The sequence below is a fragment of the Actinoplanes teichomyceticus ATCC 31121 genome (assembly GCF_003711105.1).
Classification (GTDB): domain Bacteria; phylum Actinomycetota; class Actinomycetes; order Mycobacteriales; family Micromonosporaceae; genus Actinoplanes; species Actinoplanes teichomyceticus.
Window position 1 is genome coordinate 5,125,841 of sequence record NZ_CP023865.1, and the last position, 18,190, is coordinate 5,144,030.

Consider the following 18,190-nt stretch of genomic DNA (forward strand, 5'->3'; position numbering starts at 1 on the left):
CCGCGCCGGGGCGCGCCGCGGCCGGGGCGCCCCCGCGGGCTTGACCTTGCCCCTGGGGCAGGGCTCACGGTGGACCCGAGGGACGGGCGGGTCGTCTCCTCAGCGGCGGTGGCGGGAGAGGCGGCGGGCGGAGTCGTGATGCGGCAGATGCAGCGGATCGGGCAGGCCGTGGGCGGCGGACAGGCCGTCCGGCTGCTGGACGAGGTGTCCCGCGGCGACCAGGTCGGCCATCAGGCCGGTCAGGCGGGCGTCGAGCGCCGTCGAGCGCCGGGTGGACCATCCGTAGAGCTTGGTGACCGCGGCCAGCAGTTCGTCGATGGCCATGACGCCGCCGTCGATCACCAGGTTCTCCAGGGCCACCGCGAGCTCGGCGTCGGAGATCTGATCGGCCTTGCGGGCCACGCCCTGGGCCCGGCGGCGGACGACCGGGTGACCCTGGCGCGGGTCGGCGAGGAAGGCGCCGTCCCAGACCACGCCGGCCTCCTCGATCGCGGCCTCCACCGCGGCACGGGCCGGCCGGGTGATCCGGGTCAGGCCCCACTGTTCCCGCATCCGCTGCAGGACCACGCTGATGTGCACCGGGCCCTCGATCTCGGCCAGCCGCCGCACCGCGGCGACCAGCGCCGGACGCAGACCCGGGTCGGTGAGGACGGCGCCCGGCGGCAGCGGCGCCAGGTTCGCCTTGCGGTAGGGCCGAGCCCACTCGTCGGCGTGCGACACGGCCGTCCGGCCGCGCTCCGGGGCCGCCTCGACGGTCGCCTCCTCGTGGTGGATCCACCCGGGCGGAGCGGCCATCGTCTCCTCGAACTCGGCGACCGCGGCGGCGATGTCCGGCTGCCCCTCCATCGCCTGGTACCACGTGGGCCGTGGGGCCTCCCCGGCGTCCGCGTGGACGGACCGCTCGGCCACGGTGGCGGCCGCGTCGGCCAGGTCCGGGCTCAGGTCGGTGGACGTGAGCTCAGCGCGGATCTGCGAGATGGCGCCGAGACGGTCGGCGGGTTCGGTGGTCTCGTGCAGCCCGGCCAGGAACTGGGCGGCGGCCGCGGCCAGCTCCTCGGTGCCGACCCCGAACCGGGCGGCGACCTCAGCGAGGTCCTCACGGCTGGCGGCGGTGCGGTCGGCGAGGGCCGCGCTGGACCGGTCGGCCGGCGACACCATGCGTTCCGGTTCCGCGGGCTCCCCGCCGGTCGCGGCCGGCGACTCCACCGGCTCCCCGCGGGTCGCGACCGGCCACTCCACCGGCTCCCCGCGGGTCGCGACCGGCCACTCCACGGGCGTGACCGTGCGCCCGGATTCGGCCGGCTCCTCCCGGGACGCCACCGGCCAGTCGACCGGCGAGACCGCGCGCCCGGATTCGGCCGGCTCCGGGCGGGCGATCGACGGCCAGTCGAACGCCGTGACCGTGCGTCCGCGGCCGACCGGCTCCTCCCGGGTCGCCGTCGGCCGGTCGAATGCCGTGCCGGCGCCCTCGGCGTCTTCCGCGGTTTCGCCGGGCTCAGCCGGTTGCGGCCGGGTCGCCGAGGGCCACTCGACCCGCTCGGGGACGTCGGCGCGGCTGGCGAACGGCCACTCCGCGCGGACCGGGGCGTCCTCGGCGGGCGACCGGTCCACCTGCTCGGGATCCCGCTGCTCTGCGGCGGGCACGTCACCGGCCTCGCGGTCGGCGGCCGGCCACTGCACCGGCGACACGTGACGTCCGCCGGGTCCGGCCGGGTGATCACCAGTGGCGAGCGGCCATGCCACCCGGTCCGGGGCGTCCGCCCGGCTGGCGAACGGCCACTCGGCGCGGACGGTCCGGTCGGTGGGGGCGGTGGGCCACGTGGCCGGGTCGGTGTGCCCGGCACCGGCCGCAGCCCGGCTCCGTGCGGCCGGAGCGGCGTCCTCGCCGGTCCGGGCGGCGTGCGCGCCCCGGCGGCCGGTGTCCTCGCCCCGGTAGGGTCGCAGCTCGGCGACCGTGCTCTCCAGGGTGGTGCCGAGGTAGGCCTCGGCGGCGGCGAGTTCCTCGGCTCCGGCCTGCGCGGCGGCGAACTCGGCCGAGACCCGGGCCAGGGCGGCGTGTTCGGCCGCGTGCGTCGCGGCGACGTCCGCCTCGGCGGCCTGGCCGAGGATCGGTTCGGCCCCACGCCCCCGCGCCTGGACCGGCGGCGGCTCGTCGTAATCGAAATCGGGCACGAGGGCGCCGTCATGGGGCTCGGCCGGGGCCGGCTGCGCGGGGCGGGCGCCGTCGGCGGCGTGCGCGGCGGCGAGGTCGGCCTCGGCGGCTGCCTCGGCCCCCGCCAGACCCAGGTCGTCGGCGTCGGTCCAGGAAAGGAGGCGCTCGGCAGCCACGCCCGCGTTCGAGGCGGCCCCGAGCTCGTCGGCCACCGCCTCCGTGAAAGCGGACACCGGCTGGCCGGCAGCGTGTTCGGCGAGCACGGACTCCGACTCGTCCGCAGCCTGTTCGGTGTACACGGGCTCCGACTCGTCCGCAGCCTGTTCGGTGTACACGGGCTGAGGCTGGCGGGCACCGGCTCCCGGAGTCGCGGGCACCGACTCCTGCGCCGCGGGCGGGACGGGCCCGGCTTCCGGCACCCGTGCCACGGGCCGGACGGATCCGGCTTCCGGTGGCCGCGCCGCGGTCTGGGTGGAAGCGCCCTCCGGCGCCTCCGCGGCCGGTGGCATCCCGGACACCGCGGCGGCGAGTTCCGCCTCCGGCACCGGCTCGCGCCGGACCTCGCCGGCCTCCGGAACGAGGCGGCCCCGCTGCGCGGCGAATGCCGGTTGCCCGGCCCCGCTCCGGTCGTCCGCGCGGGCTGCCGTCGCGGCCGGCACGACGGGCGCCTCGGTCTGCGCCGCCGTGTCGCCGTAGCCGGCGGCGTAGCTCTCCGCGGCCTCCGCCACCGAGTACTTCTCGGCAGACGGCGAGACCTTCTCCGCGGCCGGCGTGGTGGCGACCGCCAGCTGCGGCACCTCCGCGTCGGGCAGGGTGGCGAACGCCTCCTCGATCGCCGCCCGCAGCCGCGCCTCCTCCCGCTGCCGGTCCAGGTACCACGCGGTGCCCCAGATGCGATGCAGTCGCCAGCCCAGGCCGGTCAGCACCTGCTCGCGGATGCGGTCCCGGTCGCGGGCGGTGGGCGCGGAATCGTAGGTCGTGCCGTCGCACTCGATGCCGAGGGCGTACGGCGCGTTGCGCCGGGCCGAGCGGCGCACCGCCAGGTCGATCCGGAACGCGCCGGCGCCGACCCGGGTGTGCACCCGGTAGCCCCAGCCGCGGATGACGTCGCGCACCGAGTCCTCGAACGGGGTCTGCGACTCGACGCCGTCCGGCTCCTCCAGCCGCAGCGCGGTCATTCCCCGGGCCGCGTAGTCGAGGTAACCGGCCAGGTGGCGCAGGCTGTCGTCGCCGTCGGGCAGGTCACGGGCGCGCAGCGCGGAGACGACCTCGACGCGCCGGCGGGCACGGGTGATCGCCACGTTCAGCCGGCGCCAGCCGTCCGCGCCGCGCAGGTCGTCGAACTCGTCACCGATCGCGAAGATCACCACGTCGCGTTCGTCGCCCTGCACGGCGTCCAGGTCCTTGATGAAGAAGCCGCGCAACCGGTCGTCCTCGGGGGGCACGACCATGTCCGCGACGGCCGCCTCCACCGCGGCCGCGTCCTGCGGCGTGCACACCACCACGCCGAGGGTCAGTTCCGGCCGGGTGACCAGGTGATGTGCGACCCGGGTGGCGACCACTTCGGCCAGCGGCTGCTCGCCGGTGGCCGGGTAGAGCTGCACGCCCCCGTCCGGGCCGGCCGGCGCGAAGGCCGGGAAGGTGTTGAGCCGTCCCTGGTAGAACGCGTGGTTGGCGAACGCGATCAGCGACTCGTCGCGGCTGCGGTAATGCGTGGCCAGGTCGAGCGTGCGGAACGCTCCGCAGGCCAGGGCCAGTTCCAGGATCGACCGCTGGTCGCCGCCGGGGAGCGGGGCGGCGGTCAGTTGCCGGTCGTCGCCGCAGATCACCAGGGCGTTGCCCCGATAGACGCAGGTGAGCGCGTCGGGCACCGGCACCCGGGACGCCTCGTCGATGATCACCACGTCGAACGGCAGCCCGGCCGGCAGCAACCGGCTCACGTCGGCCGGCGACATCACCAGGCACGGTTTGACCGCCATCGCGGCGTGCATGGTGCGGGCGAACAGGTCGCGGACCGGCAGGCGGTTGCCGTGCTGGGCGGCGGAGGCGCGCAGCAGGGCCGCCTCGCCGGCCGCCGCCTCGGCCGGCTGCAGCGCGTCGACGGCATTCATCACCTCGGCCGCGGCGGCCCGCTGCAACCGGAGGTCCCAGATCCGGAACTCGTCGACGAGCCGGTCGCGGGAGACCGCGTCGAGCGGAGCGAGCCGGTCGTCGTCCCGGATGATCGCGTCGGCCCACGACTCGAAGAGCGCGCGGCCGAGGACCGGCAGGATTTGCTCGACCGGGAGGTCCTCGGCGGCGCAGAAGTCGACGACGGCGTCCAGGCCGTGCTCGGCGAGGATCGCACGAGCCGCCCGGTGCTCGAACCACTCCTGCTGGCCCTGGCTGTCCTCGAGGAACTCCCGCAGCAGCGCACCGGCGGAGTCGCGCTCGCCCAGGGCCGCGCCGAGGCTCGGGTGCCGGCTGGGCGCGAACGCGCGCAGGATCCAGTCCCGGGCAGCCTGCCATTCGGCGACCCGGGCCGGCAGGACGTCGGTGAGACGCGCCCGGCCGAGAAGCTCGGCCTGCTCGGGGGTGAACGCGATGTCCGCGCCGTTGCGGATGCGCCTGGCCTCGGAGGTCCACGCCATCGCGGTGGCGAGCGCCTCCACGTCGGTCTGGGTGCCGCGGTAGGCGCTGCCGAGGACCCGGGCGTACTCCTTGGCGTTGGCCGACAGCGCCGCGGCGGCCTCCGCCGCGCTCTCCCGCAGCAGGCCGATCGCGGCCGCCTCCGCCAGGGTGAAATCCCGCCCGGCCGCGGCGCTGTACGCCTGCACCAGCTCGGCGACCGCGGTGAGCGGCTCGACGTGGGCGCGCAGCCAGGTGACCGCGTCGTGGATCGGGCCGGCGCCCAGTTGCGGCCGGGGCGCGTGCTCGGGCGGCGGGCGCAGCGCGGCGGTCCACCGGTCGAACTCCTTGCCGGCCTCGCCGACGATCCGGATGATCGCGCTGTTCGGGGTGGGCGCGCAGATCCGCTCGATGAGGGTGGGCAGCGCCTCCGGCGGGGTGACCTGCAGCGTCTCCTCGGCGGTCCGCAGCGCGCGTTCGATCGCCTCGAAGTCGGTGTCCAGCCGCTGCCAGTGCCGGCCCAGGATGCCGGCGTGCTCGGCCTCCGCCTCGTCGAGCTCCTGCAGGGCCCGTTTCCAGGCGGCGGCAGCGCTCAGGTTGGCCACCGCCTGGGACCGTTTCACGTCGGACCGGGCGATCTGTGCGGCCGCCCGCTTGTCACGCCGGTACGGCGCCCGCAGCTTGCGGATCCCCCGGTACTGATGGGCGAACCGCTCGGCCAGCTCGTCCACCGGCTCGGCCAGAGCGTTCTCGGTGAAGTACTCCCGGGCCCGTGTCTCGGCGGCCTTGACCACGTTGACCGCCCGCCGCAGGTGGCGCATCGCGGCGTGCGCGGCGTTGAGCCCGGGGCCGTCGAACCACGCGGGTTCCGGCTTGTCCGGGCGCGACAGCAGCTCGACGATCGTCGCCAAGCGGGGCAGATCGGTGAACGCCACCACGTTGGGCAGCCCGAGCCGGGCGGTGACCCGGTCCAGGCTGTGCTGGTGCTGTTCGAGACGGTCGGCCTCGTCGGCGAACCGGCGAGCCAGGCCACGGGCTTGCGCGGCGGTCAACGGCAGCAGCTCGACGGCCGGCGGGCGCAGATGGCTCAGGCTCGGGATGATCGGCAGCTTGCTGGGCGACGGCAGCGCGCTCCAGGTCACCCCGGCCCGGGCGCGGACCGCGTCCTCGGCCTGGTGCAGCGCCGTGAGATGGCGCAGCAGGCCCTCCGCGGCCCGGGCCACCGGTTCCAGGCTGTGCATGGTGAGCCACTCGTCCGCGGCCTCGGGCGGGCGGCGCGTGGCGTGCCCGACCAGCGTGGTCAGGGTGAGCGCCTCACCGATCGTGCCGATCGCGAACGCCTCGGCGAGCGGGTCGCGTTCGATCGCCTCGCTCAGGTGGTCCAGGGCCGTCTGCGCCTGATGCAGGCGGGCGTCGAGGCGGTTGTGGTCGATCACGTCACGCCAGAGGAAGTCGTCGCCCTCCCGGGCCGGACGCCAGGCGCGGCTGAGGCGTTCGGCCGCGTCCCGGACCCGCTGCAACGACTGGGTGGTGAGCGGGATCGGCAGCTCGCCCAGCGCGGGTCCCTGCGGCACGTCGGTCATCTGCGCGCACATGCCCAGCACGTCGTGCAGGCGGTGGCCGAGCGGCTCGCGCACCTCGTTCATCGCCTCGGCGTACGCGTTGAGCCGTTGCCGGTGCTCGCGCAGCGCCTCCCGTTCGTCGGTGGACAGGTCCGGCGGCGGCAGCGGGATGAAGTCGAGCGCGGCGGCCAGCGCGGCCGCCACCTGGTGCCGGCCGGTCCGGCCGCTGTGCAGTTCGAGGAGGTAGTCGTCGAGACCGCTGGGGGCGAGCCGGTCCCGCACGGTGTCCAGCGCGGCGGCCTTCTCGGCGACGAACAGCACCCGCCGGCCGGCGTGCAGCAGGCAGCCGATCATGTTGGCGATCGTCTGCGACTTGCCGGTGCCGGGCGCGCCGCGCATCACGAAGGTGCGCCCGTGCAGCGCGGCGGTGATGCAGGCCCGCTGCGCGGCGTCGGCGTCGAGGACCAGCGGCACGTCGTCCGGGCTGGCCAGCTCGTCGATACGACGACCGGAGATCACGTCGAACTTGAACGCGTCGGACTGCCCCTCGGGGCCGGTGGCCAGGGCCCGGACCACCGGATGGGCGAGGATCTGACGCTCGTGGTCGAGCAGGTCGGTGTACATCACCTCGCGGTGCACGGCGAACCGGGTGAGCATCACCGCCTCGTCGGAGTGCCAGTCCGGATGGTCGCCGAGAGCGGCGTCCAGGCGCGCCCAGAAGACCGTGACGTCGAGGGCGGCCAGGCTGTCCACGGCGGGCAGCTCGATGTTGTGCCGGCGCAGGCAGATGTCCAGGGCCGGGTTGACGATCGGATCCTCGGCACGGACCCGCAGCCGCGGATAGTCCTGCGGATCCGGGGTGACCAGATCGACCGGGATCAGCAGGATCGGGCTGACGTGCTCACTGCCGTCGTCACGCCAGCGGACCGTGCCCAGCCCCAGGTAGAGCGAGGCGATGCCCTGTTCGAGCAGGTCACGGTGGGCGGCGCGGCGCAGCGCCCGCAGCGTGGTGTCCATCTCGGCGTCGGTCATCGCGGTCTGGAACACGTGGGTGGCCCGTGGCCGCGGCCCCTCCGCCTGCTCCTCGATGCCGAGGAAACCGCACTCACGGCCCTGCTGGAGAGCCTCCACGATGCTGCGCGGCGACGGGCTGACGATCTCCACCACGCCGGGCGCCGTGGCCCGTACGTCGATCAGCGGATTGGCGCCGGTGAGGTCGAGCAGCCCGTCCCGCCACGACTCCAGCGTCGCCCGCACACGGGCATCAGGCCGCCCGGTCAACCCGTCCGATTGATCCCACCGCATTTTCCCATTCCAGCAAGGCGACGGGCCGCGTGGTGGCGTTTCCTCCGGTTAATCCGATGTTCCGCGCGGATCGGAGCAGACCGTTGCCTCAGCAGTCACACCGGTCCCACCTCAGTCCCAGGTGGGCACCCACCACTGCCATCCGGCGGGCGCGAGCGGCCACGAGGCGTCCGGTCGCCAGCCCTCCGGCGGATACCACCCGTCCGGCGGGGCCGGCCAGCCCGGCGGGACCTGGAACTTGATGCCGGTGGGCGCGGGCGGGATCGGCGGGTGCCGGTTCGGCTCCGGCGCCGGCGACACCGGCGCGCTGCCGCCGGCCGCGGCCGCCTGCTGTTTCATCACCACGGCGCTGAGCGCCGGGATCACCGTGGTCTCGGCGATCTCGCCGGCCCCGCCGAACAGGCCGGCCGGCTGAGCGCCGGCGCTGGGCACCTGATCGGCCGGACCACCGAACAGACCCGACGACTGAACACCCGCGCCCGACACCTGACCGGCCGCACCACCGAACAGACCCGACGACTGAACACCCGCGCCCGACACCTGACCGGCCGCACCACCGAACAGACCCGACGACTGAACACCCGCGCCCGACACCTGACCGGCCGCACCACCGAACAGACCCGACGACTGAACACCCGCGCCGGACACGGGGCCGGACGGGGCGTCGGCGCCGAACCGGTCGGCGGCATGTGCGCCGGCGGTCGGGGCCGGGCTGGTCGGGATGGCGCTGCCGGGCATCGGCGCGGTGGGCACGCCGGGGATCGGGTTGGCCGGGACCCCGGGGACCGGGACATCGGCGGCCTGACCTGCCGGAGCGCCGGACACCTGGCCGGAGCCGAACCCGGAACCCGGCGCGGATCCGGCGGCCGGGCCCGGGACGGCCCCGGCCGACTGGTCCTCCGGCTGACTTCTCCCGGCAATCGTCGGCACCGGGCCGCTGACCGAGGCCGCCCAGCTCGGCACCGGGCCGCTGGGCTGCACCCAGGTCGGCACCAGCTCGCTGCGGTCCATCCAGGTCGGCTGCGCGTCGCTGGGCGTGGCAGCCCACGAGGGCACGGCGTCGCTGGAACCCATCCAGCTCGGTACGGCCGACGTGCCGGCGGCGGGCAGGTCGGGGCCGGCCGCGGACGGCACGACCGGGGTGCTCGCCGGGGACGGCGAGACCGGCGCTACCCGTCCGGCGGTGCCGCGCGCGGCCGGGCCGGTCCAGCTCTCCGGCAGGTCCTGGACCCGGGCGACGTACAGCAGCACCTCGGTCTTGACGGCGTTGCTCTTGACCACCGCGCGAGCCGCGACGACCAGGCCCCGCTCGCTCTGGTAGCGCAGCACCGGCGCGAGCTCCTGGCTCGTCTTCGGGCTCAGGTCACCGACCCGGGCGTCGCCGAGGCGTACCTCGACCAGGTGGTCGGCCATCTCGTGCAGGGTCACGTACGCCCAGCACTCGCCCTCCGGCCGCTGGAACGGCACGAGCGCGTCGAGATGCCGCTCCTGGCCGTTGACCTGGAGCGCGGAACCGGTGGGCAGCAACCGGTGCTCCTGCAGGGGCGGCTCGTTGGCCGGCACGATCATGTGCGGCTCGGCCAGGTCGAGGCGGATCGTGCCGACGAAGGCCGGTGGGCGGCCGTCGTACTCGCCCCACTCGCGTCCGTGGATCTGCGCGTTCACCTCGGGGATCAGGTTGCGCCTGGTCAGCGAGGTGAGAACGTGGACGTACCGGGCGGCCTCCGGCCGTGGCAGGTGGCCGAGGAGGGCGTTGTCGGACCAGACCCCGACGGCGTTGCGGTCGTGGCGGTTGCTGCGGTCGGGTATCAGCTGGACCGGTACGGTTATGTCGGTTCCCTGCGGGTCGAAGTCACTGCCGAAGAGGGCACGTATCGCCTTCGCGTAGTGCGTCTCGCCGACGACCTCGGCGCTTGCCCAGCCCGCTTGTCCCCAGAGTTGGAACCGATTTGCCACACCGGAACGCTAGTGTCTGCTTTCCGTCAGTGACGTCGTCCATACGGATGACGACGGTCAGCCGGACGGTCCGTATCCGGAAGATCGACCCTCCGCGCCCGCGGGCCGCGCCAGAATGGCACGCCGCCGCCTGGACGAATCACCCAGTCGGCCCGTGCGGTAGACAAACCACCCGCCCGGCACGGCCGTCGGACAAGCCCGCGACAGCAGACAAGCCCCCGGAATGCCGCACCCGCCGACGAACCACCCGATCGCCGCGCCGGTCGCCACCCGCGACCCCGGACACACCCGGCGACGCGCGGCCTCATGGCCACCACCGCACCCACGCTCCGCGCGACCCCGGACCACACCCGACAACACACGGCCTCATGGCCACCACCGCACCCACGCTCCGCGCGACCCCGGACCACACCCGCCAACACACGGCCTCATGGCCACCACCGCACCCACGCTCCGCGCGACCCCGGACCACACCCGACAACGCGGACCCCGGCCGCCCGGAGCGCCGGGCCGGCGCAATCCAGAGGCGGGCGGACCGTGCCCCGGACCGGCGGGCCCGGGGCGCGCAGAGCCTTTCCTCAGAGCTTGATGACCATCTTGCCGGTGTTCTCCCCGCGCATCAGGCCGAGGAACGCCTCCGGGGCGTTGGCCAGCCCCTCGACCACCGTCTCCCGGGACTGGATCTTGCCGGCGCGCAGCCAGGCGCCCACCTCGGCGATGAAGTCGGGCATCCGGTTGCGGTGGTTGCCGACGATGAAGCCGCGCAGGTTGAGCTCCTTGCCGATGGCGAGCGCCAGGTTGCGCGGCGCGGCCGGCGCGGAGGTCTCGTTGTACTGCGCGATCGCCCCGCACAGCGCGACCCGGCCGTACTTGTTCAGCGACGCGATCGCGGCCTCCAGGTGGTCGCCGCCGACGTTGTCGAAGTACACGTCGATGCCGTCCGGGGCGGCTTCGCGCAGCTGCTGCCGTACCGGAGCGTCCTTGTAGTTGAATGCCGCGTCGAAACCGAGCTCGTCGACCAGGTGGCGGACCTTCGCCGCGGAACCGGCGCTGCCGATGACGCGCTTGGCTCCGCGCAGTTTGGCGATCTGGCCGACCATGCTGCCCACGGCGCCGGCAGCGCCGGAGACGAAGACGGTGTCGCCCTCGCGGAACTGCGCGATGTCCAGGAGACCGACGTACGCGGTGCAGCCGGTCATGCCGAGCACGCCCAGATACGCCGAGAGGGTGGGCGCCGCCGCCGGGTCGACCACCCGCACCTGGGCGGCGTCGGCGAGCGCGTAGTCACGCCAGCCCAGCGCGTGCACCACGATGGCGCCGACCGGCACGTCGGGCGACTGCGAGGCGACGACCTCGCCGACCGCCGCCCCGTCGAGCGCCTTGCCGACCTGGAACGGCTCGACGTACGACTCGACGTCGTTCATCCGGCCGCGCATGTACGGGTCGACCGACATGTACTGGTTGCGGATCAGCACCTGCCCGGGCCCGGGCTCGGGGGTGGGCAGTTCGGCCAGCTCGAAGTTGTCGGCGGTCGGCCACCCGGTGGGCCGGCTGGCGAGACGGATCTCCTGCATCAGGCACTCCTTCCAAAGCGTCGTCAGTGATCGACAGTACGTCGAAAAACTCGACACCGCGTCGACTCTGCTCTGTTAACCGCGTTACCGTGATCGTCATGAGCCCCGCCCCCGCCGGCCGCCGCCGCGGCCCCAGCAAGGGCGATCTGCGTGAGCGGGCGATCCTGGACACCGCCCGGGACCTGCTCAGCCGCAAGCCGCTGGCCGCCATCACCATCGACGAGCTGGCCGCCGGCGCGGAGATCTCCCGGTCCAGCTTCTACTTCTACTTCGACTCCAAGCTGGCCGTCGTGGTCGCGTTGCTGCACGGCCTGGCCGGCGAGCTGGGCCGGGACGCCGGACCGTGGCTGGAGGGCACGGGGCCGGACGTGGCGGCGCTGCGCCGCTCGCTCACCGCGCTCGCCGCACTCTGGCGCGACCAGGGCCGGCTGCTGGCCGGGGCGCTGGCGGCCGCGCCGGGCTGCCCGCCGATCGCGCAGTGGCGCGCCGGGCTGCGGGAGGCGCACATCGAGCGGCTGGCCGCCCGGATCGAGCGGGACCGCGCCGCCGGACTGGCACCGGACGGCCCGGCGCCGCGGGTGCTGGCCGCGATGATCGACGACCTGCGCACCGCCGCCTTCGCCACCGCCAGCGACCCGTACGCCCTGGTGGACGACCTGGTCACGGTGGAGCTGCGGATCATGTACGGCGATTTCCCGGTTCGCCACTCGGACGGGTGATTCACCGGGCACCCTGAGGTCATGCGGATCAGTGTCATTGGAGCAGGGCAGCTCGGCGGCACTCTGGCGACGTGGTGCGCCGAAAGCGGGCACGAGGTGGCGGTCACCTCCCGGCATCCGGACCGGCTGACCGACCTGGTCCGGCACGGCCACGGCCACATCCGGGCGATGCCGATCCCGGAGGCCGCCGAGTTCGGCGAGGTGGTGCTCTTCGCGCCGAACTGGGAGTCGGCGCGCGAGGCGGTCGACCTGACGCACGACGCGCTGGTCGGCAAGGTGGTCATCGACGCGACCAATCCGACGCACGGAGCCGTCCGGGTGCCCGGGATGACGCCGGGCGCTCCCGGCCCGGCCGGCCTGGGCTCCTTCTCGCCGGCCTACCCCTCGACCCTCGACATCCCCGCCTTCGTCACGGTGCCGGAGCCGCCCGGCAGCACCATGCTGGAAACACCCGAGAAGAGCGGGTTCGAGACGCTGATCTCGTGGGTGCCGGAGGCGCACTGGGTGAAGGCGTTCAACACCATCCCCACCGAGGTGCTGGACCGGCGGCGCGGCCACGACCCGCTGCTCGCCGAGTACGTCTGCACCGACCAGCGCGACGCCCGGGAGACCGCCTGCCAGATCATCCACGACCTGGGGTTCGCGCCGTTCTTCGCCGGTGGCCCGCCGGCCGCCCGGCTCACCGAGACCGGCGGCCCGCTGCAGATGCGCGAGGTCGACGTCCAGGACGCCAAGGACGTGCTGGCCGAGGCGCTGGCCACGGTCCGCTGACCGAGGCGCGGCCCCGGCGGCGCCCGCGGCAGCCCGCCGCCGCACCGGGACGCGCCCACGGCAACGCGCCACACCGGGCCGAGCCCGCGGCGGGCCGCACACCGGTGTGCGGCCCGCCGCGGGCTCCGCAACAGGTCCTAGACTGCGTCCGGTGGAGATCGTGGAACTGCTCGCCTCCCCGGCGCACCGCTTCGAGGGCCGGCCGGCCGACGGACCGGCCCCGGCGCCCGCGGGCGAGCTGGCCGGCGAGATCCGGATCCGGGCCGGGCTCGGCATCGTGGGCGACCGCTACTTCAACCACCCGGCGCACCGGGACGCCTCGATCACCGTGATCGCCCGGGAGTCGCTGCCGGACGGCGCCGGGCTCGCCGAGACCCGCCGTAACATCCTGGTCGCCGGGCTGCGGTTCGGCCGGCGGACGCTGGACGACCTGGTCGGGTCGGTGCTGACGCTGGACTCCGGCGACGGCCCGGTCCGGCTGGCGGTGCGGCGGCGGGCGAACCCCTGCGCCTGGATGGACGTGACCCTGGGCCCGGGCGCGTGGCGGGCGCTGCGCGGGCGGGGCGGGATCCGCTGCGTACCGCTCGACGACGGCGTCCTGCGCGTCGGGCCGCTCACCGCCTCGGCGCAACCGGCCACGGTCGTACCGTAGAAGGTCCCGGCCCGGCCACCGATCCACCGCGACCCCGCGCCCACCCACCGCGGTCCGACCGGCCCGGCGCGACCGATCGACCCGCGCGGCCCGGGCGACCGTCGCTCAGGCAATGTCGGAGACGGCCGATAGGAGCAGGTCGGACGTGTTCGCGGGAGGTGGCGGTGACATCTGGTTACCGGCTCTCGCTGGCCCGGACCGCGCTCTTCGCCCTGCTGTACGCCGCCGCCGTCCACGCCGGGCTGCGCACCGCGATGGTCGCCGACGGGGTCGGCATGGTCTGGCCCGCGGCCGGCGTGGCCGCGATCTGGTTCTGCGCGCACCGCGACGCGCCCACCCGCCACCTCGACGTGCTCCTGCTGGTCGCCATCCTCGGCGGGGGCACCTGGCACACCACCGGGAGCCCCTCGATCGGCGCGGTCACCGCGGCCGCCGGGCTGATCCAAGTGTGGATCTTCCGGTGGGCGCTGGGCCGCTGGCGGCCCGAGCTGTGGGGCGGCGGTGGCGCCGAGACGCTGCGCTCGCCGCGCGATCTGTGGGCGCTGCTCGGCGCCGCGCTGGCGGCCAGTGCCGGCGGGTGCGTCGCCGGCCTGCTCGGCCTCGGCCTGGTCACCGGCACGCTCCCGGTCGCGATGGCGGTCCTGTCGCTGGCCCGGCACCTGGCCAGCCTCGTGATCATCGGCACCGCCGGGATCTACCTCGGCGCGGCGGCGCACGCCCGCCCGGACCGGCGCCGCCGGCCGCGGGCCGGCCCGTGGCGGTGGGTCGAGACCGCCGGCGTCCTCGCGGTCAGCATCGCCGGCCCGGTCGCCGCGTTCGCGTACGACCACCGCCTCCCGCTCTCGTTCGTGCTCCTGGGCTTCACCGTCCTGGTCGCCACCCGGCTGGGCACCGCGTGGGTGCTGCTGCACACCGCGGTGATCAGCGCCGTGGCGATGCGGTACACGCTGCTCGGCTCCGGCCCCTTCGCGGCGGTCGCCGACGTCGGCCAGCGGGTGCTGCTCGTGCAGCTGTTCTGCCTGGTGGCCGCGCTGGTCGGGCTGGCGCTGGCGCTGGGCCGGGACGAGCGGCACACCCTGGTCACCGCGCTCGCCCGGGACAAGGCCGAGCTGGCCGCCCGCCAGGCCGAGCTGGCCGCGGAGAAGGAGAAGGCGTCGCACCACGCCGAGCTGCTGGCCACGATCATCGACTCGATGGCGGACGGACTCGCCGTGATCGACGCGCACGGCCGGGTGACCCTGCGCAACCCGGCCGTACAGGAGCTTCTCGGCGGCCGTACCAGCCCGGACGACCAGCTCGCCGGCCCGGACTGGTACGGCCTCCACCACGCCGACGGCAGCCGGTACGCCGACGACGAGCTGGCGTACCTGCGGGCGCTCGCCGGTGAGGAGGTCCGCGGGGTGGACATGCTGGTGCGCAACCCGGCGGTGCCGCAGGGCCGGGTGGTACGGGTGACCGCCACCCCGCTGCCGGAGACCGACGGCACGCGCAGCGCGGTGGTGCTGTTCCACGACGTGACCGCGGAACGCCGGCACCGTGACGAGCTGACCAGCTTCGCCGGGGTGGTGGCGCACGACCTGCTCAACCCGCTGGCCAGCGTCGAGGGCTGGACGGCGGCCACGCTGGACGCGCTGGAGGGCGTACCGGAGCACCCGAACCTCGACCAGGCGCTCGCCGACCTGGCCCGGCTGACCCGGGCCGCCGCGCGGATGCGCGGCCTGATCGACGGCCTGCTGGCCTACGCCACGGCGCGCGAGGCGGCGGTCGCCCCGGTCCCGGTCGACCTGGCCGAGGTGGTCGCGGACATCACCGGCGCCCGCTGCGACGCCGCGGTGGCGGCCGGGAAGCCGGAGCCGCGGTTCACCGTCGGCCCGCTGCCGCCGGTGCACGCCGATCCGGTGCTGGTCCGGCAGCTCATCGACAATCTGGTCGGCAACGCCGTCAAGTACACCGCGCCCGGCGTGGTGCCGCTGGTGCGGATCAGCGCCGACACGGCCGGCGGCATGGTGACGGTACGGATCGCGGACAACGGCATCGGCATCCCGGAGGGCCAGCACGAGGCCATCTTCGGCAACTTCCACCGGGCCCACGCCACCAGCGGCTACCTCGGCACCGGGCTGGGCCTGGCGATCTGCAAGCGCATCGTGGAACGCCACGGCGGGGTCATCGACGCCGCGGACGAACCGGGCGGCGGCTCCCGTTTCACCTTCACCCTGCCGGCCGCCACGGCGCCGGCCGCCCCCGCGCAGCCGCTGTGCCGGATCTGAGACCCCGGGCGGCGTCAGCGGCACGGCGTCGGGCAGCTTCCGGGACGTGGGTGCGGCTCGGGCCGGGCGGCGGCGTCAGCGGCACGGCGTCGGGCAGCTTCCGGGACGTGGGTGCGGCTCGGGCCGGGCGGCGGCGTCAGCGGCACGGATGCGGACAGCGGCCCGGGCCGGTATACGGCTCCGGCCGGACGGCGACGTCAGACGAGGATGTCGACCACGCCGCCGCCGGGCTCCAGCCGGGCGATCTCGTCCCGGCTCCGCAGCACGGCGATCCGGTCCTCGTCCAGCTGCGAGCGGTCCGCGCCGCGCACCACGTGGCCGAAGAGCTGCTGACAGTCCTCGCGCAGCCGCAGCCACGCGGCGTGCGTCGCCCAGGCGGACGACGGGGTAGACGTGCCGATGCCGATGCTCATCGCAACTCCTTGATCGTTCTGCGAGGGCCCCGACGATCGGCCGGCGTTCGGCGGACCTGAGAACTCCCGCACCGGCGATCTCGGCGGGCCGCCGCCGGAACCGGCGACCCGCTCGGCGGGCCGCCGCTGGGACCGGCGACCCGCTGAGCGGGCCGCTCCGGTCCCGGGGTGAACCGCATACCCGGGACAGTTCGGTCAGGTAGCGTCGGAACGTTGGATATCGAATGCGGACGGGAGGAGCGTGCCCGTGTCGGCCAGTCCCCGCCGCGCGACGGTCGCGCGCCCCGACCGCAGGACCACCCCGGGACCGGGCCGGGAGAGCGCCGTCGTCGGCGCCGGCCCCGTGGTGTGATGCCGGTGTGGCCCGCCCTGACCGTCGCCGTGCTCGTCGTGCTGGCCACCGCGGCCGTGCTGGTGCGCCGCCGGGCCGGTCGCGGCGCCGCCGGGCCGGCCGACGCCGCCGGTCCGCAGACCCTGGCCGAGGCGCGCCGGATGCTCGCCGAGCTCACCGAGGCGCTGCGGGAGCGCGACGCCGAACTGGAGCGGATGCGGGCCGACCGGGACGCCCGGACGCAGGCCACCGCCCTGCAGCAAAAGCAGCTCAACCAGCGGCTACGGCGCCGCGCCAAGGAGGCGATCGACAGCACCGCGGCGGTGATCGGCGGCAAGCTGGAGGACGTGGTGACGCAGGTCAGCGCGGCCCGGGACGCCGCGACGGCCACCCATGAGCGGGTCACCGTCACCAACGACGCCGCCGAGGCCCTGGTCCGCCGGGCGCACAGCGCCGACGAGGCGGCCACCGCGCTCAACGCCAGCCTCCGCCAGGTCGCCGGGATCGCCAGCGTGATCTCCGGGATCGCCTCGCAGACCCGGCTGCTGGCGCTGAACGCGACCATCGAGGCGGTCCGGGCCGGAGCCGCGGGCAGCGGTTTCGCGGTGGTCGCCGACGAGGTGAAGAGTCTGGCCGACACCACCGCGGACTCCACCGAGCAGATCACCAGCACGATCGCCGCGCTGGAGGCGGACGTGGCGCAGATGGGCGGGACGCTCAGCGCGATCATCCGTGACGTCGGCGACATCGAGGACGCGCTGCGCCAGCTCGGCGGGATCGCCGACCAGCAGCACGACATCGTGATCCGGTTGCACCGCAGCGTGGACGCGACGATGGCGCAGATCGGCGATCTGTCCGACGTGGCGGAGCGCCTGGACCGCCGCCGGCACGACCGGCTCGCCGTGGACGGCACGGTCCGGGTGCGGGTGCCGTCGAGGTCGCAGCCGGTCGCCGCGCGGATGGTGGATCTGAGCTCGGACGGCCTGGGCTGCACGTTGCCCGCCGACGTCCCGGTCGCGGTCGGCGATCTGATCCGCACCGAGTTCACCTTCGACGGCCTGGACGCCACGGTCGACGCGAAGGTGATGCGCCGCAGCCCGCGGGACGGCCTCACCGAGATCGGCGTGCAGTTCCACGACCTGCCCGACGCCGTGCGTCACGACATCGAGGAATACCTGACCCGGATCGGCGCCGGCTCGGACGCCGGGTGACGCCGGGCGTTCACGAGGTCTCCGGCACGCCGAAGACCTCCGGCAGCGGATCGGTCAGGTAGCGCTGCACCGACGGCCCGACCGCCGCCGCGATCACCTCGGCCGGCGCCGACGCGAGCGGCTCCACCTTGATCACGTAGCGGGCCATCGCGATCCCGACCATGTGACTGGCCGCCAGGCTGACCCGCAGCGGTCCCTGCGCGTCGTCCAGGCCCAGCCTGGGCACCGCCCGGCGGAGGATCTGGCTGCCCACGAACTCCCGGAACAGGTGGGCGGTCCACTCGTTGCCGACCGCCGAGCGCAGCAGCGCCACCCCGGCCGCGCCGCCCGGCCCGTCCCAGATTCGCAGGAACAGCCGGACGAACCGCACGCCGAGCTGCTCCGGGTCGCCCTCGGTGGCCGCGTCGAGCAGCTCCTGCGGGTCCAGCGGCGCCTGCATGGCCGCCAGGAACAGCTTGTCCTTGGTGCCGAAGTAGTGGTGCACCAGCGCCGGGTCGACCCCGGCGCCGGTGGCGACGGCACGGATCGACGTCCCGTCGTAGCCGCGCTCGGCGAACGCCGCGCGGGCGGCGGCGAGAATCGCCTCCCGGGTGTCCGGGTTGCCGGGCCGGCGCCCGGTCCGTCGTGCCATCCGAAAGCCCCTTCCCGGTACGACCGTCGCCCCGAGACG

At 75.0% G+C, this 18,190-nt stretch carries 10 protein-coding genes; 5 read left to right on the plus strand and 5 right to left on the minus strand.

Annotated elements, in window-relative coordinates; all coding sequences use genetic code 11:
• Positions 1-99: 99 nt before the first annotated feature.
• From ACTEI_RS39020 to ACTEI_RS22605, 3 genes are all read right to left on the minus strand, one after another.
• Entirely contained in the window at positions 100-7,578 is a 7,479-nt protein-coding gene (locus ACTEI_RS39020; protein ID WP_262384641.1) for a DUF3320 domain-containing protein, read from the minus strand.
• 159 nt (positions 7,579-7,737) lie between these two features.
• Complete coding sequence (locus tag ACTEI_RS22600) at positions 7,738-9,582, minus strand: hypothetical protein (RefSeq protein ID WP_122979480.1); 1,845 nt, start codon at positions 9,580-9,582, stop codon at positions 7,738-7,740.
• 578 nt (positions 9,583-10,160) lie between these two features.
• Positions 10,161-11,156 carry an NADP-dependent oxidoreductase gene (locus ACTEI_RS22605; protein WP_122979481.1) on the minus strand — a complete coding sequence of 332 codons (996 nt, stop codon included), beginning with the start codon at positions 11,154-11,156 and terminating at the stop codon, positions 10,161-10,163.
• Positions 11,157-11,254: 98 nt separating this feature from the next.
• Between ACTEI_RS22605 and ACTEI_RS22610 the strand changes: the two genes are divergently transcribed.
• The 4 genes from ACTEI_RS22610 to ACTEI_RS22625 all read left to right on the plus strand — a co-directional run bounded on the left by ACTEI_RS22610 (position 11,255) and on the right by ACTEI_RS22625 (position 15,565).
• The gene (locus ACTEI_RS22610) at positions 11,255-11,875 is read left to right on the plus strand and encodes a TetR/AcrR family transcriptional regulator (protein ID WP_122979482.1); all 621 of its coding nucleotides are present in this window, start codon (positions 11,255-11,257) and stop codon (positions 11,873-11,875) included.
• 21 nt (positions 11,876-11,896) lie between these two features.
• On the plus strand, positions 11,897-12,646 hold the full coding sequence (locus ACTEI_RS22615) for an NADPH-dependent F420 reductase (protein ID WP_122979483.1): 750 nt from the start codon (positions 11,897-11,899) through the stop codon (positions 12,644-12,646).
• Positions 12,647-12,797: 151 nt separating this feature from the next.
• A complete protein-coding gene (locus ACTEI_RS22620; protein ID WP_122979484.1) occupies positions 12,798-13,298 on the plus strand; it encodes a molybdenum cofactor biosysynthesis protein in 501 nt (166 codons plus the stop codon).
• A 164-nt stretch (positions 13,299-13,462) separates the two neighbouring features.
• Positions 13,463-15,565, plus strand: a complete 2,103-nt coding sequence (locus ACTEI_RS22625; protein WP_239082472.1) for a sensor histidine kinase — start codon at positions 13,463-13,465, stop codon at positions 15,563-15,565.
• Positions 15,566-15,762: 197 nt separating this feature from the next.
• On the opposite strand, the gene ACTEI_RS22630 is transcribed toward ACTEI_RS22625, so the two are convergent.
• Entirely contained in the window at positions 15,763-15,978 is a 216-nt protein-coding gene (locus tag ACTEI_RS22630) for a hypothetical protein (RefSeq protein ID WP_122979485.1), read from the minus strand.
• A 351-nt stretch (positions 15,979-16,329) separates the two neighbouring features.
• Between ACTEI_RS22630 and ACTEI_RS22635 the strand changes: the two genes are divergently transcribed.
• Positions 16,330-17,520 (plus strand): methyl-accepting chemotaxis protein, encoded by a 1,191-nt coding sequence (locus tag ACTEI_RS22635; protein ID WP_122979486.1) that lies wholly within the window; start codon positions 16,330-16,332, stop codon positions 17,518-17,520.
• 10 nt (positions 17,521-17,530) lie between these two features.
• On the opposite strand, the gene ACTEI_RS22640 is transcribed toward ACTEI_RS22635, so the two are convergent.
• Positions 17,531-18,151, minus strand: a complete 621-nt coding sequence (locus ACTEI_RS22640) for a TetR/AcrR family transcriptional regulator (RefSeq protein WP_122979487.1) — start codon at positions 18,149-18,151, stop codon at positions 17,531-17,533.
• Between the last annotated feature and the right edge of the window lie 39 nt (positions 18,152-18,190).

Excerpts from the sequence above, each read along its gene's own strand:
- ACTEI_RS22610 (WP_122979482.1), top strand. The coding sequence starts at position 11,255 with ATGAGCCCCGCCCCCGCCGGCCGCCGCCGCGGCCCCAGCAAGGGCGAT.
- ACTEI_RS22605 (WP_122979481.1), bottom strand. The coding sequence starts at position 11,156 with ATGCAGGAGATCCGTCTCGCCAGCCGGCCCACCGGGTGGCCGACCGCC.
- ACTEI_RS22615 (WP_122979483.1), top strand. The coding sequence starts at position 11,897 with ATGCGGATCAGTGTCATTGGAGCAGGGCAGCTCGGCGGCACTCTGGCG.
- ACTEI_RS22640 (WP_122979487.1), bottom strand. The coding sequence starts at position 18,151 with ATGGCACGACGGACCGGGCGCCGGCCCGGCAACCCGGACACCCGGGAG.
- ACTEI_RS22635 (WP_122979486.1), top strand. The coding sequence starts at position 16,330 with ATGCCGGTGTGGCCCGCCCTGACCGTCGCCGTGCTCGTCGTGCTGGCC.
- ACTEI_RS22630 (WP_122979485.1), bottom strand. The coding sequence starts at position 15,978 with ATGAGCATCGGCATCGGCACGTCTACCCCGTCGTCCGCCTGGGCGACG.